Annotated in this window: 14 protein-coding genes and 1 tRNA gene; 3 read left to right on the top strand and 12 right to left on the bottom strand. The window is 53.0% G+C overall.

Features of this window, described 5'->3' with window-relative positions:
* From MVO87_RS00655 to MVO87_RS00645, 3 genes are all read right to left on the bottom strand, one after another.
* Positions 1–392: metallophosphoesterase family protein (locus MVO87_RS00655; protein WP_297551836.1), on the bottom strand; the 392-nt coding region annotated here is incomplete at its 3' end.
* 6 nt (positions 393–398) lie between these two features.
* The gene (locus MVO87_RS00650) at positions 399–806 is read right to left on the bottom strand and encodes a CBS domain-containing protein (protein WP_297513419.1); all 408 of its coding nucleotides are present in this window, start codon (positions 804–806) and stop codon (positions 399–401) included.
* Positions 807–810: 4 nt separating this feature from the next.
* A complete protein-coding gene (locus tag MVO87_RS00645; protein WP_297513420.1) occupies positions 811–1,596 on the bottom strand; it encodes a class II glutamine amidotransferase in 786 nt (261 codons plus the stop codon).
* 78 nt (positions 1,597–1,674) lie between these two features.
* Here MVO87_RS00645 and MVO87_RS00640 point away from each other — a divergent pair, with 78 nt between their 5' ends.
* Entirely contained in the window at positions 1,675–2,538 is an 864-nt protein-coding gene (locus MVO87_RS00640; RefSeq protein WP_297513421.1) for a type I restriction endonuclease, read from the top strand.
* Here MVO87_RS00640 and MVO87_RS00635 read toward each other — a convergent pair.
* The 7 genes from MVO87_RS00635 to MVO87_RS00605 form a co-directional block, all read right to left on the bottom strand.
* Complete coding sequence (locus MVO87_RS00635; protein WP_297513423.1) at positions 2,535–3,812, bottom strand: hypothetical protein; 1,278 nt, start codon at positions 3,810–3,812, stop codon at positions 2,535–2,537. The genes MVO87_RS00640 and MVO87_RS00635 overlap by 4 nt on opposite strands.
* A 6-nt stretch (positions 3,813–3,818) precedes the next feature.
* Positions 3,819–5,075 carry a DNA adenine methylase gene (locus tag MVO87_RS00630; RefSeq protein ID WP_297513430.1) on the bottom strand — a complete coding sequence of 419 codons (1,257 nt, stop codon included), beginning with the start codon at positions 5,073–5,075 and terminating at the stop codon, positions 3,819–3,821.
* Positions 5,076–5,122: 47 nt separating this feature from the next.
* Positions 5,123–6,097, bottom strand: coding sequence for an AIR synthase family protein (locus MVO87_RS00625; protein ID WP_297513425.1), 975 nt, complete (start codon positions 6,095–6,097; stop codon positions 5,123–5,125).
* A gap of 40 nt (positions 6,098–6,137) precedes the next feature.
* The gene (locus MVO87_RS00620; protein ID WP_297551834.1) at positions 6,138–7,910 is read right to left on the bottom strand and encodes a ribosome biogenesis/translation initiation ATPase RLI; all 1,773 of its coding nucleotides are present in this window, start codon (positions 7,908–7,910) and stop codon (positions 6,138–6,140) included.
* Between the two features lie 147 nt (positions 7,911–8,057).
* Entirely contained in the window at positions 8,058–9,170 is a 1,113-nt protein-coding gene (locus MVO87_RS00615; protein WP_297551832.1) for an AAA family ATPase, read from the bottom strand.
* Positions 9,171–9,288: 118 nt separating this feature from the next.
* Positions 9,289–9,888, bottom strand: a complete 600-nt coding sequence (locus tag MVO87_RS00610; RefSeq protein ID WP_297512236.1) for a YigZ family protein — start codon at positions 9,886–9,888, stop codon at positions 9,289–9,291.
* Position 9,889: 1 nt separating this feature from the next.
* On the bottom strand, positions 9,890–10,336 hold the full coding sequence (locus MVO87_RS00605) for an HAD family hydrolase (protein ID WP_297512238.1): 447 nt from the start codon (positions 10,334–10,336) through the stop codon (positions 9,890–9,892).
* A gap of 103 nt (positions 10,337–10,439) precedes the next feature.
* On the opposite strand from MVO87_RS00605, the gene MVO87_RS00600 reads away from it, so the two are divergent.
* Together MVO87_RS00600 and MVO87_RS00595 are read left to right on the top strand one after the other, a co-directional pair.
* Complete coding sequence (locus tag MVO87_RS00600) at positions 10,440–11,255, top strand: phosphatase PAP2 family protein (protein WP_297512241.1); 816 nt, start codon at positions 10,440–10,442, stop codon at positions 11,253–11,255.
* 39 nt (positions 11,256–11,294) lie between these two features.
* Positions 11,295–11,371 (top strand) — tRNA-Thr (locus tag MVO87_RS00595).
* Here MVO87_RS00595 and MVO87_RS00590 read toward each other — a convergent pair.
* Positions 11,372–11,788, bottom strand: a complete 417-nt coding sequence (locus MVO87_RS00590; RefSeq protein ID WP_297512244.1) for a hypothetical protein — start codon at positions 11,786–11,788, stop codon at positions 11,372–11,374. It lies immediately after the preceding tRNA gene.
* A 138-nt stretch (positions 11,789–11,926) separates the two neighbouring features.
* Positions 11,927–12,451: 3-methyl-2-oxobutanoate hydroxymethyltransferase (locus MVO87_RS00585; protein WP_297551830.1), on the bottom strand; the 525-nt coding region annotated here is incomplete at its 5' end.

Here is a 12,451-nt window from a genome sequence, read left to right as displayed (position 1 = left end):
TCCTCAAGCTTCTTTTTCAGCCAGCGGAACTTGTGCTTCCCGATTCTGCCGTCGCTTAAATCTGGAATCGTCGAGTCCACCCAGATTAGGACTCCGTCCTTGAACTCGTAGACGCCGTTGAGCGGGCCGATGAATTCTTCGAAGAGGTCGTAGCCGACGTTCCTGACGTCGTGGTTGCCCGGAACGACGACGAGGGGCTTCTGAATCTTCTTGAGCTCGTACTCGGCCCTCTCGTACTCCTCGCGCAGGCCGTTGTTAGTGACGTCGCCGGTGTGGACGACGAAGTCAAAGTTCAGCCTGTTCACCTCGTTGGCTATCAGGTCGTAGGCGTAGCCCTTGTAGGCGCTCTCACCAGTGATATGGGTGTCGCTTATGTGGGCAATCCTTATCATGGCACATCACTCCGCCGCTATGGCGGTTTCAAGCTTTCTCCTGCTCGCACTCAGCAAGTCGCTGAGGCTGAATATCCCGACGATTTTCCGGTTCTCCCTCACGAGCATGTGCTTTATGCCCTTCTTGGCCATTATGTCGAGAACCTCACGGAGTGGGGTGTTGACGTCTACCGTAACGAGCTCCCGTGTCATTATCTCCCGGACCGGTGTCGTGTTGGGCTTCCCTGGAATCACAACACGCCGTATGACGTCGGTTTTCGTGAAGAAGCCCACAACCTCGTTGTTCTCCACAACGACGAGCGAGCCTATGTCAAACTCCATCATAACCTCGCAGGCCCGCTTTACCGTATCTTCCGGCGAAACGCCGATGAGTTTCCGCGTCATGTAAACCCTAATCGGGGCATTCTCGTCCATACCATCACCCCATGAGAAGGCGTTCGATTCCATCGGGCGTTATTAGAAGTGCGGTGCCGTTGGGAACGTTTTTCCAGCCAGCTTTGTGGTAGAGCTCAAGGGTCGAGCTCGCAACCGCAAAAACATCGCCGTCGAGCTCAATCAGCCTCGCGTAGTCCCTGTGGGGGTCGTTCTTCCAGTACTCGTCGGTCATGTATGCCGTCACGAAGACCCTCCAGCCCCCGTCGGGAAGGAGAAAGAGCGTGGCCGTGTTGAAAATAGTTTTTGCCAGCGACGCCCCGAGGGAGTAGTGCCTCAGAAGTTCTTCCTTTTCAGGTCTCTGAAGGGCTCTGCAGAGGTAGGCCGAGAAGGCGTAGCTGTCCGAGGCGTCCCTCAGGTCTTCCACCTCGAACTCCGCCAGCTCGATAATCTTTTCCTTGTCGAGGTCGCCGTTGTGGAGGAACCAGAAGGAAAAACTGCGCCTCGTGGAGAATGCGAAGGGCTGGACGTTGAAGAGCCCGAGCGAGCCCTGGGAAGACGCCCTCGCGTGGGCGAGGAGAACCGCATTATCGCTTTCCCTAAGGAGCTCAACGAGCCCTGAAAATCCCTTCCCGTCCTCAAAAACGGCCTTCTCCGAGCGGTAGTGATAAACGCTTCCATTGCTCAGGAGGACGTAGCCCCAGCCGTCGCGGTGCTGGTTCTTACCTCCCCTCCTCGCGCGGTAGGGGTCGTTCTCGGCAGACTTCATGAACGCCCTGGCGAGGGGCTCAATCCCCTCCCCCCGTCCCATGGCAAAGAGTATCCTGCACACGGTTTCCACCTCGGTAATTTACGCTCCCAAACCCCAAAAGCTTTTAGGTGGCCTTACCAACGGGGAAAAGGTGAGGGGATGGAGCGCGCGGTTCTCAACGTCATGTCCCGCATAGGCCTCCACAGGAAGCTCTACGAGAGGAACGAGGAGGCTGTGAAGCAACACCTAATAGGCGAGATAATGACTGCCCTCGGCTGGGACTGGAACAACCCGGAGGAGGTCAGGCCAGAGGAGAGAACCGAAGACGGGAGAGCCGACTACGCGCTCCTCCTCAACGGTGAGATTGTGGCGTTCCTTGAGGCGAAAAACCTATCTGTGGACGTCATAAAGCGCGACGAACCGCTCCGCCAGCTCGCCCGCTACTGCTTCAGCAGGGGCGTCCGCTACGGAATCCTCACCAACGGCGCCAAGTGGGTGGTTGCCAAGGCCTTCGCGGAGGGAACCTCGCTCAGGGACAGGATTCTCTTCACGGTGGATTTGGAGGAGGAACCCCTTGAGAGGGTGCTCGTAAAGCTTTCCCTGCTCTGCAAGGACAGGATAGGGAAATTAGAGCGCCTCGCTACGCTTCTTAACGCCTTTGAAATAGCCTACAAGAGCCTGCTCAACGAGGGGTTCGACGAAGAAACCCTGCTGAACTACCTCCGCGCGAGGGGCAAACCCTCTATAGTGCCTGTGGACAAGCTGTCGGGCGTTGAAGTTCCGAAGGCAGTCTACGTTCACGAAAACGGCTGGAGGCCCCTGCCCCTCGGCGACAGGAGTCTTAAAGGGGCCCTCCTGGCGGTTCTCGACTACCTTGAGGGAAGGTCAAGTGGAGAAAAGCGGGAAGAGGTTAGAAAAGCCAAGAAACTGCTCTCTAGGATGGAGCTCCCGCCCGAGAAGGTCGTTCTCCTCCTCCGCGAGATAGAGAAGGACGAGGGGATAAAGATTGGGGTGGAGGTTTAGGTTTTTCTGAGGTAGAACTCAAGGGCAAGTGTAAGTAGAACCACTCCCCGTAGGTAGTTGTACTGAGCAACAAGGTCATCAGTACCAAGCAGACGAAGTTTCCTCCCATTCTTACCGAGTTCTCTCAGGAACCCAGGAATTATCGAGTCAACGAGGTTCCCAAGGTCGTCAAGGAACTCATCTAACGAGTTGGCCTTCTTGCGGAGTTCAATGAGTGTCTCAAATTCACCACACCTTAGAAGGTAATCCCTGAGCATGTCGATGGTTGATTTTCCTTCACTTGCCCTGAGCCTAAGCTCGTTTAACGTCAGAACGAGAAACATCCATAGGTCATCGCCGACTCTATCCTTGATATCATTTCTCAAAAGCTCTTCAAGCCCTTTTCCCGTGAACCTGTGGAAAAACTCGTCACCCCAAAGGATTCCGATTTCAACAATGAAGTCATCCTTCTCCAATAGAACCCGGCGCTTCTCAAGAAATGCATTCTTTAGGATTACCTCAATATCATCCGGAGGTTCCGTGAACTGTCTCTCACCAGCATGAAGGATGTAACCTTTGGAGAGCAACTCCTTTATCTTTCCCCCCAGATGTCTTTCTTCGCTCAGATAACCAACCAGGGATGCGTATCTCCCCTTGTTCAGATTATTGGGGGTTAAAAGTTCCCCAGATTCGTTGAAGAGTGTCACAACGAGTAGATTTACATTTTTAATGCCTTTATTAAGTAGGGCATTCCTGAGTTTGACATTAGAATCTTCAAGTAGTCCCAAGAACCTCACGAACTTATCGGTCAGTGATTCCTGACCTGTTCTTCCTCCTGTGTGCTCACTCGTCCTAAGCTCTATAAGGTCCAAAGTATGGCTCCTGATCCTCACAAAATCGATCTGAGAACGTTTTTTCTTTTTTATTTTGACTCCAAAGTGCTCCTCAAGGAATCTATCAAGATTGTAGTTGATGTGATTCGCTCCAATCCAAAGTCCAATGAGAGACTCGGTGAAATTTCCGATTCGAGGTCCTATGGAAGCATAAGTTCGTTTCATAAAAACATACCATTTTGGAGCTATCTCTTCCAGAGCATCTCGAGGACATTCATTTTCAAGGTTAATTAGGCCCGAGAGAACTCGCTCAAAAAGAGGAACCTCTCCAAAGTTTCCTGTTCCAAGGAGCATTGGAACAACAGTTTCCTCAAAATACGAGCGGAGGTACTGCTTTTGGGCTCTTAACGTGGCGTTTTCTGAAATCAACTTATCGGGAACGAGATAAAGCAACAGATACATGTACCATCACCTCCTCATGATTAGCAAATGCTCCGTGGGAGTCCGTTCATCGGGAAGACCAGTAGCAGGATTTGTTCTTGACTTAAAGAGTCTTCTCGCAACGATTTCATCAATGTAAGTCCTCTCGTGAGTCCATCCGAGATTCTCAAGATGTTCTCTGAGTATTTCATCAATAGGAACGCGTATTCCCCTAATTTTGACCGGACCAACAAATATTGCCATTCGCTCCCTTATATCCTCATGGACGTTATTAAGAAACCTGACCAGAGACTTGAAGTAGCAATCGTAAATCTGTAGCAGCTTTGGATGGTTTAGGCTCTTTACACTCTCACGATATTCCCAGTAGAGATTACTCAAAACTTCCTCGTCAGGGGGTTTTCTGTAAGGAATCTCCAGACGCGAGAGAGAACGAATATATTCCTCAGAGTATCCAAGCCAGAAAAGTTCAAGTTTGAAGCTCCTAATATATTCCTGGGCCTGAAGGTAAGGGGGAGATGTTAGCAAGAGGTCCACCTCTCTCTCAAGGTTCATCTCAATGCTATCAACTCCCACTCGGACTATCCCCTCCACATTTTTCGGCCTCCTGCTTTGAAAGTCAGTTACCTTTTCAACAACACGCATTGCCTCCCTGAAGTACATTTCTTCCATTTTTCTTCGGTAATCCTCATTGAGCAACTCAGCAACCTTTTTCTTGGCGTACTTAGATTTGTAGAGTTTTGCAATCTTCTCATCACTGTATGAAAAATAGCGCGTGACCTTGAGAAGGGGTATAGCAACCAAGGGTTTTACTATATCTGGCACGACTTCATGATAGTAGGCCCAGGCTCTCTTAAGAACTTCGAGGAATTCGGGAGGATGCCAGTATTCAATATTACGCCATTTTGGCATGAATTCCCCGGAATACTCAAAATCGATTTCCAAATCCTCAACAGAAACTTCCTCTTTATACGTCGAAGCTTTAACAAAGAGAGAGGTTATGGGGTTTAAATCCCAGAGCAGGTAGTTAACACCAGCAAGGGTGGCCTCTATTGCAACCGTCCCAGAGCCGGCGAAGGGGTCGAAGACCCAGGAGTCCCGTTTTTCAGGCAAGTATTTCTCAATCGCAAAGCGAACGACATGGGGGATGAACTTCGCGGGGTACATGTAGAGGCCGTGGGTAGCGTAGGTTGTCGAGGGGATTATATAGCCCATTAGCTTCCTGAAAGACACTCTTTCATACTTATTCTGAGGGAGTTTGATGTAATTATCGAGGGTTCGCTCCATTGTTGACACCTTGAAATCCATCATCTATGGACTTTTAAAGTCTCCCCTCAAACGACCTTCCACAGCTCGTCGCTCTCGGGTCTCCACGCGGGCCTCTCTTCGTTCTCCTCGACTATGACGCGCTTCTCCTCGGCTAAGAACTCCCCTATGATGCTCGCGGTTACCCCGTGGCCCAAAAGCTCCTCGACGGCCTTTTTCGCGTAATCCCTGGGAACCGAGGCGAGGAGGACACCCGAGCTTATCAGGCCGAGTGGGTTCAGGTGGAGGTAGTTGCAGAGGGTTTTAGTCTCCTCGCGGATTGGAATCCTCTCGGCGTAAACCCTGAAGCCAAGACCCGATGCATCGGCCATCTCGTGGAGGCCGTTGAGTATTCCGCCCTCGGTCGGGTCGTGCATAGCATTGGCGACCTCCCTGAGAATCCTCGCCTCGGGAAGGACGCTCAGGTACTCGATAAGGGACGATGCCCGCTCAAGGAACTCCTCCCCGAGTATGGGGACGAGCCTCTCCCGGAGCTCCTCCGCGATTATGGCTGTTCCCTCAAGACCGGCCCACTTGGTCATGATTATCGCATCCCCCGGCCTCGCTCCATCGGGCCTGACGAGCCTCTCTGCCTCGCCGAGCATCGTTCCAACCACTATGGGCCTGTCGAGGCCAGGGGTTACTTCCGTGTGCCCGCCGACGACTGCAACTCCGAGCTTTTTGGCCTCGCGCGAGATTTCGTCGATTATCTCGCTTAAAAGTCCCTTGTCCGCGTTCTCTGGAAGGAGCACCGTCGTTAGAAACCACCTCGGCTCCGCGCCCATAACTGCCACGTCGTTCGCGTTAACGTGGACTGCATAAAAGCCGATTCTATTCGTTGCTCCGGTTATGGGGTCGCTGGAGGCAACGAGAATGCCTTCGACTTTCAATGCCGCCCCGTCTATCCCCGTTCCCGGGCCGACGATGACGCCCTTGCCATTGGATGGAAGCCTTGAGAGAACGAGCTTCTCAAGGAGTTCCGGCGGGAGTTTTCCAGGCTTCATACAACCACCAAAGGGAGTTGGAGGAGGAAAAGAAAAGCCTTTAGGTGTAGTAATACTCGCCCATCTCCTTCTGCTCCCTGTCCTTTACGGAGCCTTCCTTGTTGGCCCTCGGCCTTCCCGTCTCGGGGTCGCGCCTGAAGGTTACCCCGACCGATGCCAGGAAGCGGTTCATTCCCTCGCGCATGCCCATCGGCCTGCTCGCCCTTCCGAACTTGCCGGGCTCGCCCTCGAATACAATCAGCCTGTCGCTCAGGTAATCAACCATCATGACGTCGTGCTCGACGATAAGCGCGGTCTTCTCGTTCTTGGCCATGAGCGAGCGGATTGCCTTCGAGACAGCTAACCTCTGCTCGACGTCGAGATGCGCTGAAGGCTCGTCGAGGAGGTACAGGTCGGCATCGCGGAGCAGGCAGGCCACTATGGCAACGCGCTGGAGCTCACCACCTGAGAGGTCGTTGACGTTCTTGTCGTAGAGCTCTGGAATTCCAAGCGGATTCAGGAGCTCGCTCTTGTAGAAACTGCTCATGAGCTTGCCCGCGTCAATCTTGCTGAGGAGGTCGTAAACGGTTCCATCGTAGTCGGTCTTTATGTACTGGGGCTTGTAGGAAACGGTCAAGGACCAGTCTATTTCTCCCTCCGTCGGCTTCTCGACTCCTGCAAGCATCTTCACGAAGGTCGTCTTACCGATTCCGTTCGGGCCGACGATTCCGACGACCTCGCCGATGTAGAGCTCACCACCCTCGGCCTCAAGCCTGAAGGAGCCGTAGTCCTTAACGAGACTCGGATACTCGACGAGGATATCTCCCTCCTGACTTTTCCTCTCGCTCTTCTTGCTGAAGTTTATCTCGTAGGGCCTGAAGCGAACGTTCTCGTCGCGGAGGTAGCCACGTAGAAACTCGTTTATGCCGTTTCTTGTTGATTTGGGCTGTGAAAAGATACCGTAGGCACCGGGCTTGCCGTAGACGACGTGAATTATGTCGCTCATGTAGTCGAGGATAGCAAGGTCGTGCTCGACCGCCAGAACGTTCTTGCCCGACTCGGCGAGCTTCCTTATGATTTTCGCAATCCTGAGCCTCTGCCTTATGTCGAGGTAGCTCGACGGCTCATCGAAGAAGTAGAACTCTGCGTTCCTGAGCAGGGCCGCCGCTATGGCAACGCGCTGGAGCTCACCGCCCGAGAGGTGCCTTATATCTCTATCAAGGACGTTTTCGAGCTCAAGCTCCTTAACAACCTCGTCGAACCTTCCGCTCTCGTCGGCCTTCCTGAGCAGGTCGCGGACCTTCCCCCTGACGGCCTTAGGGATTAGGTCAACATACTGGGGCTTCACGACGGGTCTAATTTCCCTGTTCTTCAGCCTCTCGAAGTACGTCTGGAGCTCGTTTCCGCGGAAGGCCTTAATCACGTTGTCCCAAGAGTCGTTGTCGCCGCAGAGGTTCGGCAGGAGCTGGCCGGAGAGTATCTTGACTGCCGTCGTCTTACCCGTTCCGTTGGGACCGAGAATTCCGACGACCATGCCCTCCTTGACGACGGGAAGGCGGTAGAGGACAAAGCCGTTTATTCCGTAGCGGTGGACGCAGTCCTCATCGAGCTGTTCTGGCAGGTTTACTATGGTTATCGCGTTGAAGGGACACTTGTGGACGCAGATTCCGCAGCCGGTACAGCTGGCCTCCTGTATGATGGGACGGTAGTTCTCCTCGTCTATGACTATCGCCTCGCCGCCCATTCGGTTGACGGGGCAGACTCGCTCGCAGAGGAAGTGACCGCACTTGTCCGGGTTGCACTTGTCGTAATCGATGACCGCTATCCTCGCCATTTGCAACCACCGGGCTAAGCTGAGGGCGAGGATTTTAAAGGGTTGCGGGGTAGAGCATTAGGAGGTGCATATGCAGGTCTTAATCTCACTCCACACAGAGGCCGAAAGGCTCCGCTGATGTTTTCCTCTATTCCTCCGAGAAAATTACTAAAGGGCAGGAGCGACCCGGTCGAGGTTGAACTTCTTGACGGCCTCCCTAAGGAGGGGGTCTTCAATCCAGTACTTCCTTTCAGACGAGCGAATAAAACCGGCCTTTTCAAGCGTTTTAAGGTACTTATAGACGTGTTGAACCCTTGTAGGTGCTAAACCCAGGATTTTAAGCCTCCTGTAGATTTCCGCCCCACGGAGGGCGCTCGGATAAGCCTCCGCCAGAACCCTGAGAACGCCGATGTAAACCCCGCTGTTGTAGACGTTCAGAAAGGCCTCTATGTCCTTTCTCCATTCCTCAAGCGCATGCCTCCTGCTTTCCTCAAGGGCCACTGAGAGGGCTTCCTCCGGGCTTTTTCCCTTCCTCACGAAGTTAACTGCCGTGATGCCATAGTGAGAGATAAACCCGGGAACTCCCCCCAGCTCTTCAACGGCTCTTGAGAGCTCCAGCTCGTTCGTTACCTTTATTCCATAGCTTCTGAAGCCCTCGATGAGGTAGTCCCTTCCTTCTCCAATGCTCCACCGTGGAAGGGTGAAGATTTCCGCCGAGCGCATGAAGTTTGGCTTTTCGGCGCTTGAGTTTAGGTACTCAACCAGCATACCCGGCATTGAGCCGGTAAAAACGAGGGAAATGTTAGGATAACTGTCCGTTATCTCCTGCAGGAGACCTCTGAAGTCGAGGTTCTTTAGCCTGGCCAGAACCTGCGCTTCGTCGAATATCAAGACACCCAGCTTGACGTTTTGGGACAAAACTCGAACCAGAGTTGAAAAGTCCCTGCTGAACTCCTCAATGCTTGTCTTCCTTACCTCAACGCTCACTCCCCGAAACGAGATTTTATAGCTCTTGCTCGTCGTTATCATCTTCAACGACGTTCTCTTCGGTTCTATATCGGCCATTGAAATCGCCCTTGAGCCTATGAATCTGGAGAAGTTGAAATAGACGTAGTGGTGCCCCCTCTTTCTTCGCAGCTTTTCCGCCATCACACTGACCACGCTCGTTTTTCCCACCCTTCTCGGGCCGAGGAGAACCGCGGTGTTCCCCCGTAACACTGCACCAATGATGTCTTCAACGGCCTTTCTATGGCCTTTTCCCCAGAGGCATTCCTCCTCCATAACCGGCCTCGTCCTGAAAAAGTTTTTACATACCATGTAATTTACACTCAAGGTTTCCCTGAGGTGCCCTATAAATCAGAGGAGCACGTGAAGGCTGTTGAGCTCAACGACGTTAAACTCATGAAAGTGCCCCTAACCTTAACCTACCCCTCGTCCTTTCTCGCAAAAGCTCCATCAGTTCCTCAGCCTCGCCCTTCCTTACCTCAACGGTGAAGGTAACGTTATTGGAGTAGTCCTCGCCCACGACCCTCGCGCCGGCCTTCTCTATAGTTTCCCTGACCGTGTGGAACAGGTCGTAGGGGAAGGTAACCTGAAAGCGCTCAGTATCATAGACCTCGACGATTCCCGCGTTCTCTATGGCTCTGCTCGCGGCCTCGCTGTAGGCCTTGACCAGGCCGCCGTAGCCGAGCTTTATCCCGCCGAAGTAGCGCGTGACCACTACAACCACGTTGCTCAGGCCTTTGTTCTGAATCACCTTCAGGACGGGCTTTCCAGCGCTCCCCTTCGGCTCGCCGTCGTCATCGTAGCGAACCGCGAAGTTCCGCCCGTCGTTTATAACGTAGGCCGAGACGTTGTGGTTAGCGTCGCTGTGGTGAGCTCGGATTTTCTCAATAAACGCCCTTGCTTCGTCCTCGTTTTTAGCTGGCGAGGCGTAGCCTATGAAGATGGACTTTTTCACAACGAGTCGGGCCGTGCCTGGGCCTTTTAGAGTCCTCATGCTACCTCCTCAGAGTCGCTATGAGCTTCTTCTCGTTGAGGAGCATCTCTATCGCGTCCCTAACGTCCGTGACGACCACATCGCTTGCGAGGAGCGCATCAACGCTCGCCCCTTCCCGCCCAATCACGCAGAAGGCCAGCTCTGCCTTCTCAAGCATGGCAACGTCGTTGTTCCCGTTACCCACCGCGACGTAAGGTGCGTAGCCTTCGGCAATCTCGGCCTTTTCTGAGCCGCTTGAGACCCTCTCGATTCTAACGGGCAACCCTCTGAACTCCTCCTCCAGGGTTCCGAAGGTGTCTGCGCTGAGAACTACAACTGTGTATCGGTCAGCGAGCCTCGCGAGGAGCTCTTTGACTTCATCTGAAACTTTCCCATAAACACCCAGCGTGCCGTTCAGGTCGAAGAGAACGGCGTTGAACTCAAGTTTTCCGTAACCGGGTATCTCCACGCTACCACCCTTCCGAGGTTACGTGCAAAGTTTTTAAAGGGTTGGCTCCAAATTGCTCCGATACATAACCAACGAGTTAAAGCATAACTCTGGGGGATAAGAAATGAACCCGGTCCTCTCGAGGCTTCGCGACAAAGAAGTCCTCGTCAGGCTCAACGCCTTCATCCTCAGCTACTTCGGATGGATAGCGTTTGGCGTTTTATACGGGTACATCGGTAGATGGAGCGTTGACATCACCCGTAACTTTTTAAAGCTCCCCCTAACCTCCAAATCCCTAGTTCTTGGGCTTCTTGATTATACCCGCTCACTCGTCCCCCTTTACATGATACTTCGGTGGGTGTACTATGTTGGATTCGCCGGGTCAATCGGGTTTATGGTGCTCTACGTTCTTCTCTATCTGCGCGACCTGCAGACGTCAGACGAACTCCTCGGGAGATACCTGATGGCCTATACGGGTGCTGGAATAGTTTACATTTTTGTCCATATCTATGCCCCCCACTACGTTTACCACATTCCAGGTTACTCGATGGAGAACACCCTCCTCACTAGACAGGAGTTCGTATTGCCTTCACTGCACAACACCTTCGCCGCCATAAACATCATAACAATCTGGAAGTACAGAAAGCGCCTTGGAGGGAAAGTACTGATAGTGATAAACACGCTGATTCCCTTTGCGACGGTGTTTTTGGCTCACCACTGGATATACGACGTCTTAACGGGATTTCTCTTGGCATGGGCAGTTTCCCGCGTAACGGACGGATGGGCGGTAAGGATTCCCCAGAGCCTCTACCGTCTCGAGCTTAAGTCCCTCGGCGCCCTTACCATGTTCAACTTCGTCCTAGCAACGCTGATGCTCATTATAGCCCTCAACCCCCAGAAATGGCTGATGGTAATTCGGAGCATCCTCAGCCAGCCCTGAGAAAAGCTTATAAATCCCGGGCCTGTTCCTTAGAACGGTGCCGGGGTAGCCTAGCTCGGCAGGGCGGGGGACTCGTAATCCCCAGGTCCCGGGTTCAAATCCCGGTCCCGGCTCCATCATTTTACAAGGATTCCGCGCTCTATGGTAACCGTCGCTTCTGCAGGCTTGTCAGATAGTATCACGAGGTAGAACTGACCGTCTTTGGGGCTTCTCCAAACCCTCTTAATGTTCATAACGTCCTGGGCATAGAGGTAGCACAGGGCCCTTCCACCCGCTTCCAACTTTTCAAGACCTGTAGAGTCGGTTATGCAAACCGTAACGGGCTCAGAAGAGGAAACGTCCAGGGAAAGGGTCATGAAGCTACCCGAAATGGAAAAGTAGTAAAGGGAGTTGGGGCTCAGGGTCACGTGGTAGGTAGCACTCGAGCCAGTGGCCACTACGAAGCCGATGAACACCACTGCCACCACTGAGAACGCGAAGACCATCGCTAAGAGCCGCTTGTTACCCCTTGCACCCCTCGTCACGTTGAACATTCCACTGCCACCATTGAATATTTCACAATAACCCCTTATAAACCTTGAAGTTTAAACAATCCAAAACCACGGAGTGGTTACAAAGAAGGGCTGGAAACACACAAAATTGGAAGGAATCCAAAAAGTCACCGAAAGGACTTAGAGGTCGAGCCTTCTGAGGGCATTTTTCGCCTTTCTCTCAAAGTCTTCCTTGTCCTGATACTCCCAGTAGTGCTCGGAACTTGGAAATTCTCCAGCCTTGACCTCGCGGTTGTACTGACTCAAAGCGTCGAGGATAATTCTGCCCAGCTCGGCGTAGCGCTTGGCGAAGGGAGGCGAGCTTTCGTAAATTCCAAGGAGGTCGTGCCAGACCAGAACCTGGCCGTCAACGTACGGGCCCGCCCCGATTCCTATCGTCGGTATTGAGACTTCCTCAGTTACGAGCTTTGCGACATCGGCCAGGACGAACTCCAGAACGACCGCGAAGGCTCCGGCCCTTTCCAGGGCTTTCGCGTCGCGCAGGATTTCCTCGATTTCCTCCTCCGTCTCGCCCGTGATTCTGTAGCCACCGAGCCTTAGATAGCGCTGGGGGGTTAGTCCAGTGTGTCCCATAACAGGAATTCCCATCCTCACGAGCTTCCTGACGAGCTTCTCGTGGTCTGCTCCACCTTCAATCTTCACCGC

Source organism: Thermococcus sp. (genome assembly GCF_027063845.1).
In the GTDB taxonomy this organism is placed as follows: Archaea; Methanobacteriota_B; Thermococci; order Thermococcales; family Thermococcaceae; genus Thermococcus.
The sequence above is the reverse complement of the archived record's forward strand: the minus strand, read 5'-3'. Positions and strand labels throughout refer to the sequence as shown.

Excerpts from the sequence above, each read along its gene's own strand:
- MVO87_RS00590 (WP_297512244.1), bottom strand. The coding sequence starts at position 11,788 with ATGTTCAACGTGACGAGGGGTGCAAGGGGTAACAAGCGGCTCTTAGCG.
- MVO87_RS00610 (WP_297512236.1), bottom strand. The coding sequence starts at position 9,888 with ATGAGGACTCTAAAAGGCCCAGGCACGGCCCGACTCGTTGTGAAAAAG.
- MVO87_RS00640 (WP_297513421.1), top strand. The coding sequence starts at position 1,675 with ATGGAGCGCGCGGTTCTCAACGTCATGTCCCGCATAGGCCTCCACAGG.
- MVO87_RS00620 (WP_297551834.1), bottom strand. The coding sequence starts at position 7,910 with ATGGCGAGGATAGCGGTCATCGATTACGACAAGTGCAACCCGGACAAG.
- MVO87_RS00600 (WP_297512241.1), top strand. The coding sequence starts at position 10,440 with ATGAACCCGGTCCTCTCGAGGCTTCGCGACAAAGAAGTCCTCGTCAGG.
- MVO87_RS00630 (WP_297513430.1), bottom strand. The coding sequence starts at position 5,075 with ATGGAGCGAACCCTCGATAATTACATCAAACTCCCTCAGAATAAGTAT.
- MVO87_RS00635 (WP_297513423.1), bottom strand. The coding sequence starts at position 3,812 with ATGTATCTGTTGCTTTATCTCGTTCCCGATAAGTTGATTTCAGAAAAC.
- MVO87_RS00650 (WP_297513419.1), bottom strand. The coding sequence starts at position 806 with ATGGACGAGAATGCCCCGATTAGGGTTTACATGACGCGGAAACTCATC.
- MVO87_RS00625 (WP_297513425.1), bottom strand. The coding sequence starts at position 6,097 with ATGAAGCCTGGAAAACTCCCGCCGGAACTCCTTGAGAAGCTCGTTCTC.
- MVO87_RS00615 (WP_297551832.1), bottom strand. The coding sequence starts at position 9,170 with ATGGAGGAGGAATGCCTCTGGGGAAAAGGCCATAGAAAGGCCGTTGAA.